This is a genomic window from Vibrio sp. 14N.309.X.WAT.E.F5 (assembly GCF_030397615.1).
Classification (GTDB): domain Bacteria; phylum Pseudomonadota; class Gammaproteobacteria; order Enterobacterales; family Vibrionaceae; genus Vibrio; species Vibrio lentus.
The window spans coordinates 67,191-87,796 of record NZ_JAPNXR010000001.1; the positions used below are offsets into that span (position 1 = coordinate 67,191).

A 20,606-nucleotide genomic window follows, 5' to 3' on the forward strand; every position below is an offset into this window, starting at 1 on the left:
ATGGATAAACAAAACGTTTCAGATGCAGAAGTAGCCAAAAAAAGTGAGATTTCACCCGTTTGGATTGTGCCGATTATCGCGGTATTGGTCGGGTGCTGGATGTTGTTTCAGTACTTCAATAATCGTGGGCCGGAGATAACGCTGATCTTACCGGATGCCTCGGGCATTGAAGCGGGAAAAACAGCGATTAAGTCTAAAAATGTTCATGTGGGAACCATCACTGACGTGGCGCTAAGTGAAAACTATGAATACATCATAGCGAAAGCTCAGATAGACAAGAAAGCCACCCGCATGATTAATACAGAAACTCAATTCTGGGTGGTTGAGCCCCATGTCGGTACCGATGGTATTAGTGGGTTAGAGACCATTTTGTCCGGGTCGTACATCGAGTTGAAGCCGGGTAAATCGAGAGAATCTCAATCGAAGTTCGATGTGCTAGAAACGCCTCCAGTGGCAGGGCCTGATACCAAAGGAATACGAGTGGTGGTTTCACACAACAAGGCGAATCAACTCAATGTTGGTGAGCCTGTATTACACCATGGTTTTGTTGTTGGCCGTGTTGAAAAAACGAGTTTCGACTATCAAAAGAAAGAGGGCAAATACCAATTGTTTATCTTTGCTCCTTACGATGGATTGATTTTCGAAAAGACTCAGTTTTGGTTATCTTCTGGAATTGATGTGAAGTTTGGTGCGAATGGCTTAGACGTTAACTTTGCATCGATAGAAAGTATATTGACTGGCGGTGTGAGCTTTGATGTCGCAGAGAGCATTAAACCGGGGTTACAGATCAAAGAAAACCTACACGAGTATACGCTTTACGATAATTATGATGCGGTACTACAAGGCAAATACACCACTTCAATTGATTACGTGTTGCTGTTTGAAGAGTCGGTTCGAGGTTTAAGGAAAGGTGCACCAGTCGAATATCGTGGTGTCCGGATTGGTACGGTGGATACGGTGCCGCTTCAGATTAGTATGGATAAAGATGGCAAGGTGTCGAATCGTATTCCAATCCTAATTAAGCTCGAAATCGAGCGTGTTTCCGAAGTGTTTAAAGGATTGAACGCGGATAGCTTTGCTAAACGAGTCGTTCTTCAAATGGGAGAAGGGCTCAGAGCGACGTTGAAAACAGGTAACTTGCTCACGGGCGCGTTGTTTGTCGATATTAATTTTTATGAAGATGAAGCTCCTTACGAACCGACAGAATTTGATGGTTATCCTGTATTCCCCGTCGTGCCAGGTGGTTTCACCGAGATTCAGAAGCAGATCACCGATTTCCTAACCAAGATGAACGAGCTTCCGCTGGATGCGACTGTTACTAACTTAAATGGCTCACTTGCCTCTTTAGATACCACCTTGAAGAGTATGGATGAATTACTCGATAGCGAGGGCGCAAAAGCATTACCTCAAGACCTCAGTGAAACTATGAAGCAACTAGAGGCGACATTAGAAAGTTACGACGATGATTCTGACGCTTATAAGCAATTGATCAGTGCATCTGAAGAGTTAGAACATGTGCTTAAAGAGCTTCGCCCACTGATCAAAGTATTGAATGATAAACCGAATGCGTTGGTGTTTGGCAACGATGTGGAAGAAGACCCGATTCCAGTTAAGGGAGTGGAGTAATGAGAAAGCTATTTATATCACTGGTTATGTCGGTCGGACTCTTGGGATGTGCGACTCCTTCAGATGGCACTAACTCCTATCTCTTGCCTGAAAGCACACTGGATAGGCCCATCTTTAAGGTACAAACTCGGGTAGAGCTACCTGATTATTTGGACACGATTGGCATCGCGTATCGAAAATCTGAAAATGAATTAGTGTCTGCCCGTAAACATGTTTGGGCCGAGAACCTTGAAGGGTTGCTTGAAGAGAGGATCATCAGTTCAAATGCTACGGGCGCTGCAGATAAAGAGCTGACGATTATCTTTGAGCAGTTCAATGGTTCTTATACTGGCAACGCTGAAGTGAAAGGGACTTGGGTGTTAATGGGGGAAGATGACACTGAAATCTCACGAAGCACCTTCGACATCAAGGTTCCCTTAAAAGCGGATGGCTATGAAGCGTTGGTCCAAGCTTTGGGTGAAGGGCTTGATGAGGTGCTACTCTATATCCAAACAGAGGTACGTTAACGAGGGATTCTGTTTTCCGTGCTGATAAATTTAATCGTATCGGCACGATTGAGAACGATAAATTGCGCTTGTAGATTGAAGCGCTCCTTAGTGTACCAAGGCGATCTTGTTGAAGGCCTAACTGTGCAACATTTTCATATAAACATCTCAGAGGTTTGAGTATGATCCTCGGTATATTAATCATGGTCTGATCAACGCGTTGTGATAAAAGTAATAAATTTGTCGAGCAACATTGGATTAAATTGCCCCTTCTGACGTTCAGAAAACAAAATTCTCAATGCCTTTTTAATTGGCATCCCTTCTCGATAAGATCGTGTCGATGTCATCGCATCCCATGTATCTGCAATTGCAATTATTTGTGCTTCAAAAGGTGTCTCGTCACCTTTCAGCCGCAAGGGATAGCCGTTCCCATCCCATCGTTCATGATGTAACGAGCCTAAAATAGAGGCGTATTCTAGGTGTGGTATGTCTTGTGTCATGAAGTAAGAACATTGAACGTGTTGGTTCATTACTTGACGTTCTAACGGTGTCAGTTTCCCTGATTTATGTAAGATTGCGGGTGGTGTTTTTAGCTTACCTAAATCATGAACTAACGCAGCATCAAAAATAAGCTCCAGCTGTTGTGGAGCGAGTCCAAGGTGTTTTCCAAATTCGTATGACAATGAACAAACTCGAATTGTATGCTCAAAGGTTTCTCTTGAATGTTCAACCATAGGTTGTAAAAGTTCTAGAGCTTCGAAGGAGTGTTGATGTTCAAACGCCAGCGCATAGACTTTTTCAATTTCAGTGCTGTACATGATGTGTGACTCGCTGTTGATGAGAGAGTGCGAAGTATGGTTTGGGACAACGAGGGAATGAACTAAATGTGATTGAATGTTTATTAAACAGTCTTTCTCAAATTTAATACCGAGGTTTAGAAAAATTTAGATGTTTGAAAGGAAATGAATTTTTAATTAATAGTCTTAATTTTCAATGGTTTAATTTTTAATAATGAATCATAGCTATTTAATGGAGTAGAAGTGAGACAAAGTCCACAATACAGCTCTACTTCATTAATCAGAGTGCTTTTAATGTACCTATTCAACAGTGATTTGTTGAAACGGAATTCAACACTAAATGTGTTTACTTCAGTCAGTTTAGCGGTATTGCTAACAGGCTGTGGTAGTGAGTCTAACTCCGATGGAGAGCAAGGTATTATTGCATCTCCAACAGAATCAGCCTCTATTAGTGCGCAAGATATTCAAGATAACTCGCTGGTGGAACAAAGCTTCACTATTGATCTGACTGAGCATGTTCATACATCGAATAACCAAGACTTTGTTGTAACCAGCGCCCGCTCTCTATCTGGTGATACTTGCCAAGTTCAAGGTATTAGTGAAGGTAGTTTCAATGTCTATTCGTCTGACGTTAACGACTGTTTGTTCGAGTATGAAGTAACGACTGCTGCCCGCACCTCAATGGCAACCTCATACGCTCGTGTTGCGATGGGGCAGAGTTATGCTTCTACCACACTTCCTCGTATTACAGCATCAACTATCGAATCACAGGTGATTGTTGTTGATCTAGAGAGCGAGCTAGGTTCATCGTTACCGAGTGATGACTTCACCCTGCAGGACAGTGTTATTAGCCTAGGTTCAGGTACAGCTCGCGTCTCTGGCGAACATCAGATTGAATTTACGCCAACGGCCAAAGGTCAAACTGAGGTGTATTACAGCTACCAAAACGGTGAGTCGATTCAACAAGGCTCACTGTCAATTGCGACTTCAGAAGATACTTACAATACCGCACCCACAGCGGAAGATTTCGCCTTTAGTGATTTAGCGTTATTGGGTGAAAACATTATGGTGGATGTAACCAATTATATCTCAGATGTGGATTTCGATGATGTACAGCTGGTCGGCGTGCAGGACTTCAATTCAACAACATCACTTTACGATCCAGCTAGTATCTCCAACACCAAGTTTGAGTTCTCGTCTACACAACCTGGTCCGCACGATGTGGCGTACACCGTAAGCGACCACATGGGTGGCTACACCACTGGAGTGGCGCGTATCGAAGTCGAACCAGATTTCTCGTTGATTCAGGATTGGGAAGATATTGTCACTCATGATCCTGTGATCAGTTCAGACATCCGCTTTTTCGCGCCAATGACAAAAGTGTATGCGGACTACGTCAATGCCCCTTATACAGGCACGTATGTTGAGAATGGCACACAAGGTTTGAAAGACTCTGAAATTACCACTCAAACCCTTAGCCAAGCGCGCCAATACTGTAAAGTGCGAGGCGGTCGCCTGCCTCTACAACGAGAACTTGAAACGCTCGTCACCAACGAAACCAGTGCATTCACCAACCACAATTGGCCTACAAGTAAGAAGTATTGGACAGCAGAAAATGTCAGTGAAACAAACGCTGCCACTGTTCACTTAAATGATGGAACAATCGGCAACCAGTCAAAGACTGTTGGTATGTACACGACTTGTGTTGATTTGAGTAATCCGAGTGTGAGTGATTTTTCATCAGTCGTTCAATTAATCTCAGCTTCTGGAAATGAGTATAAATACCAAATCACCGTAACCCATCCTGATGGTGGAGTAGGCGCCTTTCAGGATATAGAGCTGGAAGCTATGGACGAAAATGGTGTTTTTGATTCTGGGTTATCTTCAGAGCAACTCACTCTAAACGAAAGTGGTTTGACACAAGCAAGTTACTTTGATACCGCCTTCAATAAGTCGGTGATATCTATAAAAGTTAGCTCAATTAACGAGTTATACCCATTTTTACCTGAAGAGGGCGCATCCTCTCTTGATACCAAAGAGCCAACCAAGTGGAATCATGTTGATATCAGATATGGCTTGTCACTACCTGAAATAGGCTCAAATGGTCTCCCTGTTCTGTTTTCATATAACTCACCTGATGGAATGGGCAGTAGTTCGGTATATAAAGATAGTTTCTACGGCAACGATTTCATTATGTCGTTGTACATCCGAAACCTCGGCAACGTTACTCATGGTGCTACTTCCTTTTTCATACAACAGCAGGGAAATATACCTAATACGAATTGGTATGACGTAACTAGAGCGCAGCCTGGAGCGCCTTTGACTGATGACACCTTCAATATTGTTACTCACTTTTTTAAGAATGAATTCAATTTTTACTTGGGGTTTAACAATTTCGTAGGGGCTACAGATGCTGATGTTCAATATGTCGATAGATACTTATGGTTTCAAAAGAAAGGAGACCGTCTCTATCACTATTCATCACATACAGCTGTAAGACCTGCAGAACCTGACTTTATCGCTCCTTTTGATTGGGGGGCGATTGATCCAAACAAGCCTTATTGGGTTGGGGCTGGTGGCTCAACGAATTATGAAGATGTTGAAGCTTATGTTGTAACAGCTAACTTTGCCGCATATCTATAGGAGTGTTTGTGTTGAAATTATTTAAATACGTCTTAATAACGGTCGGTACTTCAGTCTTATTTGGTTGTGGTGGAAGCTCTGGTGATTCTGGTTCAAGTTCTCAGCCGGAACAACCATCTTCTCCATTAGAGGTACCTGCTCAAGCTTCAGTCATACAATCAAAAGCGTTGGTCGATATTGAATCTCAAACTGTTGTCAAAGTAGATTCAGATATTGATTTTCATTTAACTTCAGTAAAGCAAGTTAGTAATGGGAATGTCTGCGAGGTAACTTTAGTCGAAGGTATGTCGTTCACAACCTTGTCTAACCAAGTTGGTGAATGCCAATTTGAATATACCATAGAGCCTGTCGAGCAAGATGTTTACGTAGGGGAAGCTTCATCGCTAGCAAGGGTATCTGTTTCTGAAACTGCTGATAATAATACATTGCCGAATTTGTCAGAAACGACCGATGTTAATTCGCCAATCACTATTAATTTGTCTTCAGAGCTAGAGAGTGAATTAGATACGTTGACATATATTGTATCGGAAGAGGTGACTTTATTGGGAGCTGGTTCAGTTGAAGTCGACTCTCTAAATAATACGATCACATATACACCGGTAGACACTGGTGTGACACGCATTATGTACTCAATGAGTGACGGTTCTTCAACCAAACTTGGGAATATTGACCTAGCCGTTTCTGATACTGGAAATACACCACCAGTTGCGAATGACTATATTCGAGAAGGTAAGCTTGCCAAAGATATGTCGGTTGAAATCGATTTAACAGACTATGTATCAGACGCTGAAGACAGTGTGGTGTTAGATTCTGTACGTGCCTATAACGCAGAAACGGAAATTACCTCAGCAATCGAGCACTCTTTTACGTTTCAATCATCAGAAGCGGGGCCGCATGAAGTTGCTTATACGATCAAAGACGGTCGTGGTGGGTATGCCGTTGGGCAAGTTTATATCGAAGTAGAGCCTGATTTTAGTCTCGTGCAAGATTGGGAAGACATTACGATTTATGATCCAACGATAGATACTGATATTACTTTTACGGCGCCTGTAAGTAAGGTGTTAGCGGACTATACAAATACTGCTTACACTAGCTCTCAAGAGCAAGACGGCGTTACAGGGCCCAAGTACTCAGAAGTTGTCACAATGAATCTCGAACAAGCACAAAATTATTGTGCGTCGAGAAATGGGCGTTTGCCTATTAGCCGCGAGTGGGAGCTGTTACTAGCTAACAAAGGAAGCCTCTTCAAATCCAATAATTGGCCTGCAGGGACGCTGTTTTGGAGTTCAGATATGGTCTCTGAAACCTCGGGTAAAACCATTAATACTGTAGATGGAAACGTTTCAGATTTAACAAAGACGAAAGGTGAAGGTTTTGCAGCCTGTATTTTATTAGATAATCCACTCATTAAGGACTTCTCTACAAACATTCAATCCGAGAGTAACCAAAATGCTTATTTAGAACACTTTTTGTCTTTTTATGTATTAGACCCAGATGGAAGCCCGGCACCTTATCAAGACTTAAGGACTGAAATTGGGGGGGCTAAGGGAGTCTTTAGCAATGGTTTGTCAAATATTACGTTGGTAACTGACTCTGCAGGTGAAGCTTCAGAAATTTATCAAGATACTTCATTTAATAACGCTGTGTTATCAACACAGGTAAGTTCAAATAGTGAAGATGCAACTGTAATAAAGTCGGCTATAGATGAGATGTTCATTGATACAAAAGATGACAGTTTATGGAATATAGCAGAAGTTTTGGAAGGAAATAGCTTTAGGTCAATTGATGAACAAGGAATTCCTCTTCACTACAAGGCCAATCAATTGTCTGAGGTTACTGCCGTTTATAAAAACGCGTTTATCGGGCGAAATGTAGTTGCTCGATATCGACTTAAGGCTAATGATGTTGCATCAATAACTAATGGTAAATTGAACTGGGTGTTACAGCAATTTGATAATTCACCAAATACGGTTGATTGGGGGTACTCTAACGCTTACCAAGAAGGGTTGCCACACTCTTCTGCTGTGATTAGTAATGAAATAAATTATTACTCACAAAATATTACTACTACCCTGGGTAATAGCTATATAGGAGGTGCAGAATCATTTTCCGTTAGTATGCCAACAAGATATGAGTACTGGTATGTTTGGATTACTATAGAAGGTGACGAACTATCTTTATATATAAATACTTCTGAAGAAAGACCCGCTGCGTCAACTTTTTCAATTCCAAATGTTTGGAGAGATATTGATCCTTCGAAACCTTACTGGATTGGTTTTGGAGGAACCCCAGGTAAGGGGGCTCCAGAATCCGTGTCAATTTACGCGAACGCACTTTGGATTGGAACAGGAGGGTAACAACGTTAATTAGTATTTTTAAGATTTTAAAATTAGGTCGTTATAGTTGGTTAACTACCTGTTATAAAATAAGCCACCATTTATACGGTGGCTTTTTATAATTAGTGCTTATGTAAAATCAACCATACTTATTAATGAATGATATAACATGCTTATTACTAAGCAGATCGATTTTATCAATCGTCATGATGCAATATCGATATGATTTGTTCTTAAATGTAATATTTGATATTTCTTCCGTTGGTTCGGAAAATTTGTAAATTTCAAATCCAATACTCTTCATCAAATCTAATGCATTCGGGTTTTTTATCAACATCGAGAATTTTTTTATTTTATTGTTTCTCGCGAGAAGCTTCATATCTGAAAGAATATTGGCGATTGAGTGTTCTTGCTTTTCAGAATGCGAACTTACCACAAGGTAATTCAAATTCTGATTGGAATCTAGAGAACAGGCCTGCTTAACCGACAATACTTCTGTCTGGTGTTCGTCGAATAAGTCTTGGTTAAAAAAGAATCCAAGGCTATGACTGACTATATCGCCATTTTCGTTGACCATTTTTCTACCGTGAGCTTTTTTCTCTAGGTAATAAAGATATAGATCAATGGTGTCCAGAGCTGATGGATCAACTTTTGTGTATTGAGAGATGAGCTTGATTCTATCGACCACTTTTTTGTCATTTTGGTCTGTCATTAACGGTTGAATATCAAAACTGTCATTTTCTTTACTTCCTTCAGCCTTCGCTACAGAGGCTATTCGGCTCTGAAAAGAGAAGAAGCGTTCAATTAGAAAGTCATCAAGTAAGGATCCATCATCACCTTCCTCTGAATCAAAAGATTGTAATGTGGCGTAGAGGTCTACGTTGAGGCAATCTAATAGTTTCAACGCTTTGTAGTTGCTAGGCCTTACTTTATTGTTTTCCCACCGATTGATAGTGACCACATCGACAGAATTAAACTCATCATCTAGTTGATTTATGTATGCCGCAAAATTTTTCTGCGTCAGTTTCAGTTCCTTTCTTACCTCTTTCAGTAAAAGTGGAAATGCTTTCATAGTAGGGAGCTCATCTTTGATTAATGATCTTACGTGTCGATTAGCGAGAAAATCTATTTTATCTATGCTCATTATACAATAATAATAGTATTTTCGTTTAAATATAATATTAGATTTTTCAGGCGATGGCTTTGAAAAACTGAATACTTCAAAGCCAATTTTCTTGAATAGTTTTATCGCATTTGGATCTTTTACTAAAACAGAGTATGTTTTTATGTTACTGCTCTGAGATAACAGTTTTATATCTGAAATTATATTTTCAATAGCATGATATTTTGTTTCTGAGTGTGAGCTTACATTCAAATAGTTCAGGTTTTTGTTTGAATCCAGAGGGCAAGCGATTCTAAGATCTAATTCATTAGCCTTGAAGGTATCAAACTTACGCTCTTCGAAGAAAAAACCCAAATTGTGGCTAACTATATCACCATCGATATTAATCAGTTTTTGGCCGTAAGCCTTTTTCTCTGTGTAATATAGAAATAGGTCGATGAGGTTTAGCGGTGAAATATCAACTTTAGTGAATTTAGAAAGTAGTTGGATTCTTTTGAGTACACCAATATCTCTGGGCTCTGACATCAAAGGTTGTGACTTAAAATAGTCACTGTTTGATTGCTTTTTTAGCCCCTGAACAGCCGAGATTCTACTTTGAAATGATTCAAAAGCTTCGCTTAAAAAACCATCAATTAGAGAGTCTTTTGGCTTAGTATTAAAGCTTTTTACTGTGTCGTATAGATCAACACCAAAGTACTGCAGGATTTTCAGAACTTTATAAGTGGTTGGTTTTACCTTGTTGTTTTCCCAGCGATTTATTGTCACCACGTCGATAGAATTAAAGTCATCATCTAAGTGGTTTAGGTAGGTTGCAAATTCTTTTTGCGTAAATTCAAGTTCCTTTCTTAAGCTACGTAGCAACTGTGAAAATTCACTCATTATAAACACTTACCCTTTGATCATTGTCTCGATTGAATCGAATTTTAATTTAGACATTTGGCTGCCATTTAACATCGGCTGTAAATTGTTTTTTATAGATGTTAATTGTTCTGGATGTTTGAACTGTATGTTGCGCATGTCCCTAGAAGGCGAAAAGCCAAATTAGTGACGTCAAATCTATGGCAATCCGCCTAGAGACTTGTCAATCTACTGTGAAGTGCGCGTTAATGTTCAGATACAACCTTGCCTTTTTCTTATCCATTTTATTGATTCCATTCGCTTCCTATGCGGACACAACAGGCCTAGTCATGGACCTTTCTGTCGATAGTGCGTCTTATGACAATGACCAAAAAGTGGTTTACACGCTTGTTCTAACGAATGAGTCGGATAGAACCATCCATGACTTTGATGTTAAAGATGAGCTATTAGATATCTTAACGACAGACGACCAAGGGAATGACGTTAGCGCCTTTACTCAAGCATCGATTCAAGCTCAGTCGACCCTTCTTTCGTCGTCCGGTACTTACAATCGTTTTGGCAATTTAGAAGCGACTGACGTGCGTGTTACGGCGGGCGGGTCGGTGACTTATACGATGACTGCCACAGTCTCTAATGATGCCGCGGGTACGATTGATAATGTCGCAAGTGCGAGCTCTGGGCCCCTCTATTCTGTTGAATCAAATACGGAATCTATTCAACGAGGTTTTTATGAACATGATGTTGCAGTATCAGTAGATAAGACAAATTACCAACTGAAGAGTGAACTCACGTACTCCATTAAGGTATCGAACACTGGGGGTACGGTCATTCAGACGATCGATGTTCAAGATGCGATTTCAGACATCAAGACACTCAACGTTGATGGGAATCTTCAGCTCGCGTTCGTTAATAATGAAAATTCTGCCGAGGTTGAAGGTAGAGAGAGTGATGCGGGTACCTTTAACTCCACAGGGGACTTGGTTGTCCATGATGCGTCGATTGATATCGGTGGATCCATCACCTACAAAATTCGAGCGACTGTTGCTGATAAACTCGTCGGCGACATTGTTAATGATGGTATCACGGCAGAAACACGTGATGCTTTGGTGACGGCAAAAGAAGTTATCACGCCACCAACACAACCTAATATCACTCTGACGCACACCTTGAACCAATCTGAGAACTACCTTGTTGATGATGAGTTCTCTTATACGATTACTGTCTCCAACCAAGAAAATTCGGGTATCGCTTACCACTATTCTGTTCAGCAGCTACTTGCCGATCTTGAGACAGAGTTAGGTAACAAGATCAGCAACAACAAAAATGCTGACGACACGACAGGCAACCCCTACGAATCTTGGTCGAATCAAGTTATTACTATTGGACCTAACAGCACGTCCGAACTGGCCACCAGTGGCGTTGAATCGAATAAATCGTTGAACGATATTGTCTCTGTTTACCCTGGCGAGGAGATCCTTTACTCGGTAGCGGTTGATGTAAGCCCAGTTTCAATTGGTGAAATTCCTAAAGTTGTAGCGCGTGTTTTGGATGCTGAAGGCACGGCCGATTCTGCTGACGTGTTGACTACCCCTTTAGATACGCAAGAAGTTCTGAACTCTTCATCAAGCCAAATTACCCGCAACAAGAACACAACGGATACCACTTATGTGCCTGGAATATCGGGTGAAAATGAAGTGGTCTACGACATTGTTATTTCCAACAAAGACACTGAATTTTTTGCGAACGATGTTGAAGTGATCGACAAGTTCGCTTGTATCGTGACAGAGCAAGCCGATGGCACGACTGGTTCTGCATTCTCTGAGTGGAAACTGGAAGTGGATGAAAGCAGCGGTGAGGGTTCTAACTATGGCTCATTTAATTATGGGGCTTGGACTACGAACGACATCAACCTAAAAGTCGATCTAGCACCTGAGGGGTTTGTTCACTACAAGCTGACAGCAAAAGTAGCGGATACCAGTGTTGGTCAGATTGTCGATGATGGTACCGATGCTGGTTTGTGTCTGGGAGACAACCTAGGTGAGTCAGGATCTGGCGTGCAAATGCCTAACTCTAAGCTAAAAGTACAGAAGGAAGTGGACTCTCGTTACTACTCAGCGGGTGGCACTCTCAACTATGAAATCACAGTCGAAAATAACGGTGATGGTTACGCGATCGATGTACCTGTCTATGATGATTTAGTGTCAGTCGTGACCAATTCAATCGATGGTACGCAAATTAACGCGTATTTGAGCTGGGAAGTGACGGCGAAATCTTATGGTTCAGATAACTTAGTATCAACAAACAGTGATCCCGGATTCATTGGTGAGATTGAAGGTGATCAGAGTAATAAAAAGATCCTTGATGTAAAGGCTAAATTAGCCCCTCACGATAAAATCATCTACAGCATTGCAGCGGTTGTAAATCCGATTGCAGATGATGAGATTCGAAATCAAGTGACGGTAGACAGCGTGCTTTATTCCGACAGAGGTTCATACCCGAGGGACTATTACCTAGTCTTGGATAAACGTGTCGATGGTAACAATGAGCAAAGCGCTTACACTGACACGACAAAGGAAGTGACTTACACGATCAGCATTACCAACCCTGAAGGGAATGGTTTTGCGTCTAACATTAATGTTAAAGATGAAATCAGCACGATAAAGGCTGAGCTACTGCATGTTCCGGGTGCAACCAAGCAGGTGTTCTCTTCGTGGACGATCAGTGCTGAAAAAGAAGCAACCTCTCCTTGGGCAGAAGCAGTTACTGATCCTGGTGAATTCTTAGACGGTGAGGACTTGGATGCTGTTGCACAAATCCCGCCGGGCGCAACTATTACGTATACCATTGTCGGTAAATTGGATCGAAGTGATGATACTGAAATCCTCTGGGGAGACTTCAGCAATACTGCAACGGTCACGGGTATTGATACCAACCTATCGGATACCGTTCACACCTACCCAAATGAACCTAATCTTATTGTTGATAAGACGGCTCAAAACTCTGACTTTGTGGGAGGAGAGTACACGACATTTGATATCTATATCTATAACCGAGGTGTTGGATACGCAAATGATGCAACCGTAAAAGATAGTATTTCAGCACTTAACTTCTTTGATAGTTGGACAGTGGTAGGTTCTACCGACAGTGATAAACCTGGCTCTCGATACGGTGATGTTTCTGATAATGCAGATATTGATACTGACGTAGATATTACCCCAGGAGGGTGGGTGCACTACGAGGTGAGTGGTGTGGTTAAGTCTGATTACGAAGAAGATCAAGTATCGAACCGTGTTGATGTTTATGACCCAATCACAGACCGTGAACATAGCTCTTCTGCGCAAATAGATAATTCAAACAGTACTTATGATATCAATGTATCACTCGCTAAAACGACCGATGTTGTTCGCTATACGCCGGGTGAAGACCTGACGTATACCATCGTGATTGGTAACAATGGCGAAACTCGAGTCAACAACCTTATTTTGATAGATCGATTGAGTGAGATCACCACGACATTAGCGAACGATAAAGATGGTGAGGTAGAAGACTATCTTGATCAAAATCCGTTTGAATTCTGGTCGGTTGATACTGGCTCAGGTTTTGGCTCTGAAACAACCGAAGATGTTGAATTACCTCTCTCTATCGATGCACATAGTTTTGTTACGGTTCGAATAAAAGCGCGAGTTAAAGATAATGCGGTGTCGAACGGTGTGACTGATAGAGACAGTGGAATCATTCGCAATGAAGCGTTACTTATTCACGACGACAATCTAGGTTGTACTGATGATTGTGAATATGCAAAACGCGCTGTGGCTGAAAACCATCAAGTACACAATAACGGCACTGTGGTTCGCACAACCAACATCAACCGTTACTCTCCGGGCGATGAGCTGACGTATACCATAAAGTACAATTCCCAAGATGGACATGGTTACAGGAATAATGTTGACGTCAATGAGTTGATCAACGATATCTCGGTTGAGCTTCAAGATGGTACATCAGGCAATCCTTTCTTTGATGATACAACCGGTAGCAATAAGTTTACAGTTGCTGTCGCTAAGAGCGAACCTGCAAATGCGGGCACAACCGATGGCACGAAAGACGGTGACGTTGTGGATGACACCAATATCGTAACTTCTATTGATATCGATGCTGGAGAGGACGTGACTTACACCGTCACAGGCATCGTTAGACCTGATGCGACCGGTGATATTCATTATCGTGATACCGTGGTGCTGCCTGATGATTATCACCTAGATTTTGATAAGACAACCGATGAAGTTGTTTATGAACCTGGTAAAAGGGTCACCTATCATTTGGTGGTGAAGAATGATGGTAAAGGTAATGCTCACGACATCCCAATCGTCGATAATTTAAAGGATATCACGGTAGATCTGGTTGATGGTACAACTGGGCCTGCGTATTCAACGTGGGCCATTACCTCTATCGCGTCTGGTACCGACTCTGAGTATGTCGATGCCGGTGCGGGTGCTGGTAACGTGTATACATCAACAGACAGCAATCTAGATCTAGAAGCGGATATTCCAATGGGAGCCACACTCGAGTATCAGGTAGTTGCGACCATTAATGATAAAGCGAATGGCGGTGTCGTTAACGTATTGACCGTTGATGGCGACACGATTTCTCACAATATTCAGCAAGAAGCACGCAAAGTCGATTTCGAAAAAAACATTCTGGCTTATTACGATACCGATGGTAACTCTATCCCTGGGGCGACAAACTACATGCCTGGGGGGTACATCGAGTATGAAATCTTAATCGAGAATATCGCCAACGCCCATGTTGATGATATGAGCTTGCGTGATGATATCGACCAAATAAACACTCAATACTACGATGGAACTCGTGGCCCTGCATTTGAGAGCTGGACCATTGAAACATCGACAGATAGTTCGGGCATTTCTAACCCTGATGTTGATAACTCGATTCAAGATAATGAACCGATTGATACGCACTTTGATGTCTCGGCTGATAATTTTGGTCGTGCAACGTCGTCGGCATTTGTGCGTTATGTCATTAAAGCCAAAATCAGTCCGAAAGCGGTAGGTTCGTTTACTAACCGCGCTTACATTGACGAAGATGCTGGGAACCAACTGATAGCCGTTTCTCCACCTGCGTCGATGTCGGATCCCGAGATCTCGTTTTCGAAAAAGGCGTTTTATGACGCTGGTTTCTCTTCGGACAAATCTGAGTACTCTCAAGCCACAGGTGAGAGTGAGGTTTACTACCGAGTTCAGATTAAGAACACAGGTAACGGCACCGAATATGGCAATCGTTTAGAAGATACCATTTCGGCGATTCAAACTCGCATTGCAGAAGACAGTTCGACGACAGGTACTGACCCAGTCGAGCAGCCATTTTTGTCTGGTTGGGAAGTGCAGTTAGAAAAGACGGCAGCGGTTGATTCGATTACCGACGCGATTGATTTTGCTTCTGGTAACAACGTCGATATTGATAACGACATTGTTATCGCGCCTCAGGAAAGCCTAACGTTCACCATCCATGCTGTGATTCGTGAGGATGCATTGGGTGAAATCATCAACAAGGCAAGTTACGACGGTAGTGTTCGTAGTGCCAAATTAACACCGCTTGGAAACAATATCAGTGTTGAAAAACGCGTGGTGTCGATTAATGGTAATTCGTTTAACGATGGAGATACTTATCTGCCGGGCGACGAAGTTGAGTATGAGTTTGTCGTTACTAACCCCGAAAACGGTTGGGCAAATGATATTCAGATCAAAGATACGGTAGAGGATATTCAAGTTGAGGTTATTGGCGGAACAATGGAATCTGCATTTGTTTCTGGCGATATCACTCACGAAGTCGGCAATGGTATTGATGCTAACGCCGATACCTATGTTCCTAGCTATAACCCAAACAGTAACCTGAATATTGAAACTGATATTGCTGCAGGTGAAGTGCTGACGTTCAACCTAACGGGTGTTATCCGTGATGACGCTTTAGGTACTATCGAAGCCAACCGAGTAACGGCAGAAGATAAGTCAGCGGAATCAGAAACCATTCCACCTCAACAGGCTGAGCTCAACTACTTCAAAACCTTGGTTTATACCGATGGTGAATCGACAGGGTGCTCTCTCCCTTCAAGCGATGGCAACAGTTGTAACTACGCACCTCGTGGTGATGTTGAATATCAAGTCACGCTAGATAATACGGGTGACAGCATCGCCAATGACGTGAGTATTGTCGATGCTATTCATACCATCAAAACCGAAGATGGCGACGAAGCATTCTCTGAATGGACAACCGCGATAGCTGTGGAACCTGTTGGTTCTTATGACGTACAAGGCAATTACAACGGTAGTGTGCCATTGGATGCGACTGTCGACCTTCGCCCTGGCGAGCGTATCGTGTTCGATGTGAAAGGCAGAGTTTCTACATCAGCGACAGGAACTATCACTAACACGGCGCAAGTGAATGGTGATGACACCAACGATATTGTACTCAACCCTGGGCGTTCGAACATCCTAGCTGATAAGTGGACGGATACACCTGAGTACGTGCCGGGTGGTACTGTCAATTACTACATCGATATCACTAATGATGATGTGGATACTGGTCTGTTCTCAATCCGAGACATCATCAGCGGTTTTGAAGTCGAAACCGTTGACGGCTCAATGCAAACAGCGTTGACGGAATGGACTTTTGATTATGATGTTCTTGCCAACTCTGCGCCGTCAGATCCAAACGCGAATGACTTCTCAGAGCTAGACAAGCTGGTAGGGCAAAACAGCCCAGACATCGATTTACCAGCTAAGTCTCTCAAGATAGCAGGGCGTGATGATGCTGGCACCGGTGGTGGTGACAAGCACACGGCTGTTCGAATTCACCTACAAGGTAAAGTTCGTGATGACGCTATTGGTCGTTTTACCAATACCGCCTATCTGCGACATGGCTTGGATGACTCGAAAGTGATTCGTTTACGAGAAGGTTATATCACTCCGAAGTCGGGGCAACTGGTAGTAACTAAAGAAACCACACCGATAGCTGAGCCTGATGCTAAGTATCAACCGGGTCAACCTATCTCATACAAGATCACTGTGGCTAATACCGGTGAAGGTTATCTTGTCGATCAAGTCTTGACGGATCGTATTGATACCATCATGACTGAAGTGGCTAACAGCCCAGATCAAGAGCAAGCACTAACCGGCAACTGGATCATCAGCGACGAACAGCTTGATGGTAGCGGCGACCCAGCACTGAATGATCGTAAAGATGTAGCAAACACGAGCCAAGGTTACAGTGCGACTTACAGTATTCACCCTGGCGATAGCTATTCATTTGTCGCAACCAACACGGTAAATGACAAGGCCAAAGGTGAGATCACCAACGTCGTCAAAGTCGAAGGTGATGACGGTCAGTACACAGCAGACGCGACTTACATTCCAGAAGATGCGCAGATTGAGATTACTAAAGAGGTTGATAAGCCCGAGTACCTTCCGGGAGATACACTTCAATATACAGTGACTGTTAAGAATAACGGCTTAGGCTGGGCTGAAGATGTCGTGATCGAAGATGATCTGAAATCGATTGAGACTTCTATTGCGGGTGGGATGACAGAAGAAGCGTTTGCTCCTGCTTCAATACAAATATCAGCGACGTCAACCACCGGTGAAACACCTGTTCCAATCCTAACCACGGGCGAAAACCTCAATACGACGTTAGACATAGCACCCGAAGATAGCATTGTTTTTACGATTCAAGTGACGACGAATACGCTTGCGACTGGTGATATTACTAATATGGCATCAGCGGCTTTTGACGGCACGACCTTTGATGACTCGGCAACCAGTACACCTGTGTTGGCAACGGTTTCTATCGAGAAAACGGTCGATGCACCATCGTATGAAGTGACCAAGTTGAGTCACTACGAGATTAAGGTAGCGAACACCTCTGATGCCTTTGCTTCTGGCGTTCAACTTCAAGACATCATCAGCGACATTGAAGTAGATACCACGACAGACAAAAAAGAATCGGCATTCCTAATGTGGGAAGTGAGCTTTGAAACGACGGATGATCGTTCGGTTGTGACTCCGGAAAGCTTTGAGTTGAATGAAGATATCGACGTTAAGATGGATATCGCTCCACAAAGTACCGTGACGTTTCATGTTGAAGCCTTGATTCGTACTACTGCGGTTGGCGATATCAGTAACACGGCATCTATCACTTACAACGGCACACAACAAGATTCTACGGTTGTGATGACGCCGAAAGATTCTGAGTTTGTCGCAACGAAAACCAATGTACAAACCGAGTATGTGCCGGGTGGTGAACTGGAGTTTCTCGTCACGATTGAAAACACCTCAAATAACAACATCAATGACCTAAGTGTTGTCGATGACATGAGTGCTATTGAAGTTGAATATTACAATGACACAACAGGCCCTGCTTTTGTTTCTGGCACAACTTCAATGGTGGTGGAGTCAACCACGATGGGTTCGACTGCTGAACAGGTCAGCCCAACGGAATACAGTGTCGATATTGCTCCACATGGCAAGGTCGTTTTCCGTTCAAAAGGTACGGTCGTAGATACCGCGACTGGGCGTATCGTTAATACTGCGCAAGTAGACGGTGGCGATGTGGTCAGCCCTCCGGTAAACACCGTAGCGGCGGTCGTTCAAGCTGAGCTCTTTACTGATGCTCCTTATTATGTACCGGGTGAACAAGTTGAGTATCACTTAGTGGTACAAAATATTGGTCGTGGTATCGCGAAAGATGTTGCTGTGTATACGCAGTTCTCAGAATCAATGGGTGATTACATTGATGGTGTGACTGGAAACTCATTTGATGAAGGTAAGCTAACTGCCACTTGGGAGGGAGCAGAAACCCAACCGGGCACGTTTGACGACAATAGAGACTTATCCACTGTTGTTGATATAGCGCCGGGCGGCAAGATTGATTACACCTTCGTTTTGAAGGTTAACGAAGACATGTTGACTAACATCGACGTCTTTGGTTATTACCTTGATTTGACTGGGAGTTCAACGGCGCGCGCTCGTTCTAAAGGTAGGTCGGCTCCTGAAGCCTCGGTGCAGATAACAGGCAATCAGGTTTCAGCTTTGGATCTCCCTCCTGTAGGTGCCGATCTGGTTGTTGAAAAGCGTTCTGATAAACCTGAATACACTGAAGACGACGACAGTGTCACTTACTACTTGGCTGTGACCAATAATGGTCTAGGTAACGCGGCAAACGTGCGTCTAACTGATGAAATCAGTGAACTGCAAAATAGCGTTGGCAACAAAGTATTTACTGATTGGACAATTGAAGGCGTGGAAGTTGATGACGCGGGCGCGGTGATTCAACGTCATAGCTTCCCGACGAGTAAAGACCTAGACACCACCGTTAACTTGAAGTCCCAAAAGAGAAATGCCTACGCCTTCGAAGTTGTTGGTACGTTAGGTAAAGGTTTGGATGACGACATTACCAATACCTTTACGGCGACCGAATCTGACGGTACCGAAACTAGCGATAGTGTAACCAATCACATCAAGAAGATTCCTGATAACTCTGGTGAGTTGGAGCTGACCAAGTCTGCGTTGCAAGATACCGCGCAAGTCGGTGATGCGGTTGAGTACGAGATCATCGTTGAGAACAACAATGAATCGTACTTTAAGAACGTCACTGTAGAAGACCGTTATCCAGGTGGCTTGAAGTATATCGTGGACACGTCGGAAATCGTGTTGAGCGGTATTGATGGTGAGTTTGGTACGGAAGATGATCAGGTTATCTCTCAAGAGCCATCAGATACTGGCAAGCTTATGTTCACTTCGTTGAACTTTGATCCGGGCGAGAAACTGCGTATTCGTTATCTATTGCGTGTATCAGTAGGAGCCACTTTTGGTGACTACATTAACACTGCAGTCGCGAAAGTGGATGGCTCGACGGTTTCGAATGAAGACACCGCCAAAGTGACTGTAGAACCGGACAAGGTGTTCGATACCTCATCGATCATCGGTAAAGTCTTTGAAGATCACAACAAAGATGGATTCCAAGCGGATGCAACGGCTTTTGATGTTGAGTTAACGGCGAACCTAGCAACGCAAGGCTACATCGCCGACTCGACACATATCATCCGTGATGGTCAAGATGTCGCTGTTCAAGATGGTGCGATAACCACTGGGCTTGAGCAAGGCTTGGATCTTGGCGATCTTTGGGGTCACTCAGTGAACCGAACACTGCCAGAAACCAGCAAAGTGGTTATTCAATTTAAAACTCGCACGCAGCAGAGCTTTGACTTCTATGTCACGACCGATTCGGGTTCTCGTATCGAGTTTGATACAGAAGGCCAGATTCAATTTAAGCATGAATCCGATAAGAAGAAGGGACTGAGCGCGGAAAACCTCAACGTAACCAGAAACCTATATCGCGATGGCGAGGATTACCTGTGGGAAATCGTTATCGAAAATAAAGGTATTTACGAAGATGGTATTCCGGGCGTTAAGTTGATGACGGTTGAGGGAATCGTTATTTACACAGACCAGTACGGTCGTTACCACGTGCCCGACCAATGGGTACTCAATAAGAAAGGTAAGAACTTCCTAGTGAAGTTGGACACTGATTCGCTATCCACCTCCATGGAAGTGGTGAGCGAAAACCCGAAAGTGTTGCGAATTACCCCGAACAAGCTCACCAAGTTCAACTTTAGCGTTCATCGCAAAGATCAAGAAAGTGAACAGAAGTAAGCCATTGGAACCGTATC

General features: G+C 43.0%; 7 protein-coding genes. 5 read left to right on the forward strand and 2 right to left on the reverse strand.

Going from position 1 to position 20,606, the window contains the following annotated elements:
- A complete protein-coding gene (gene pqiB, locus OW495_RS00340; protein WP_102514222.1) occupies positions 1-1,626 on the forward strand; it encodes an intermembrane transport protein PqiB in 1,626 nt (541 codons plus the stop codon).
- On the forward strand, positions 1,626-2,132 hold the full coding sequence (locus tag OW495_RS00345; RefSeq protein WP_102514223.1) for an ABC-type transport auxiliary lipoprotein family protein: 507 nt from the start codon (positions 1,626-1,628) through the stop codon (positions 2,130-2,132). The genes pqiB and OW495_RS00345 overlap by 1 nt, the downstream gene beginning before the upstream one ends.
- Positions 2,133-2,323: 191 nt before the next feature.
- On the opposite strand, the gene OW495_RS00350 is transcribed toward OW495_RS00345, so the two are convergent.
- Positions 2,324-2,929, reverse strand: a complete 606-nt coding sequence (locus tag OW495_RS00350; protein WP_065103792.1) for an HD domain-containing phosphohydrolase — start codon at positions 2,927-2,929, stop codon at positions 2,324-2,326.
- Between the two features lie 222 nt (positions 2,930-3,151).
- Here OW495_RS00350 and OW495_RS00355 point away from each other — a divergent pair, with 222 nt between their 5' ends.
- Together OW495_RS00355 and OW495_RS00360 are read left to right on the forward strand one after the other, a co-directional pair.
- On the forward strand, positions 3,152-5,551 hold the full coding sequence (locus tag OW495_RS00355) for a hypothetical protein (RefSeq protein ID WP_241910197.1): 2,400 nt from the start codon (positions 3,152-3,154) through the stop codon (positions 5,549-5,551).
- An 8-nt stretch (positions 5,552-5,559) separates the two neighbouring features.
- Positions 5,560-7,908 (forward strand): hypothetical protein, encoded by a 2,349-nt coding sequence (locus tag OW495_RS00360; protein WP_102514225.1) that lies wholly within the window; start codon positions 5,560-5,562, stop codon positions 7,906-7,908.
- A 118-nt stretch (positions 7,909-8,026) separates the two neighbouring features.
- Here the strand turns inward: OW495_RS00360 and OW495_RS00365 are convergent, their stop codons facing one another.
- Complete coding sequence (locus OW495_RS00365) at positions 8,027-9,889, reverse strand: helix-turn-helix transcriptional regulator (RefSeq protein ID WP_289884365.1); 1,863 nt, start codon at positions 9,887-9,889, stop codon at positions 8,027-8,029.
- Positions 9,890-10,197: 308 nt separating this feature from the next.
- Between OW495_RS00365 and OW495_RS00370 the strand changes: the two genes are divergently transcribed.
- Positions 10,198-20,589: a hypothetical protein gene (locus OW495_RS00370; protein WP_289884760.1), complete on the forward strand. Its 10,392-nt coding sequence runs from the start codon at positions 10,198-10,200 to the stop codon at positions 20,587-20,589.
- Positions 20,590-20,606: the final 17 nt, after the last annotated feature.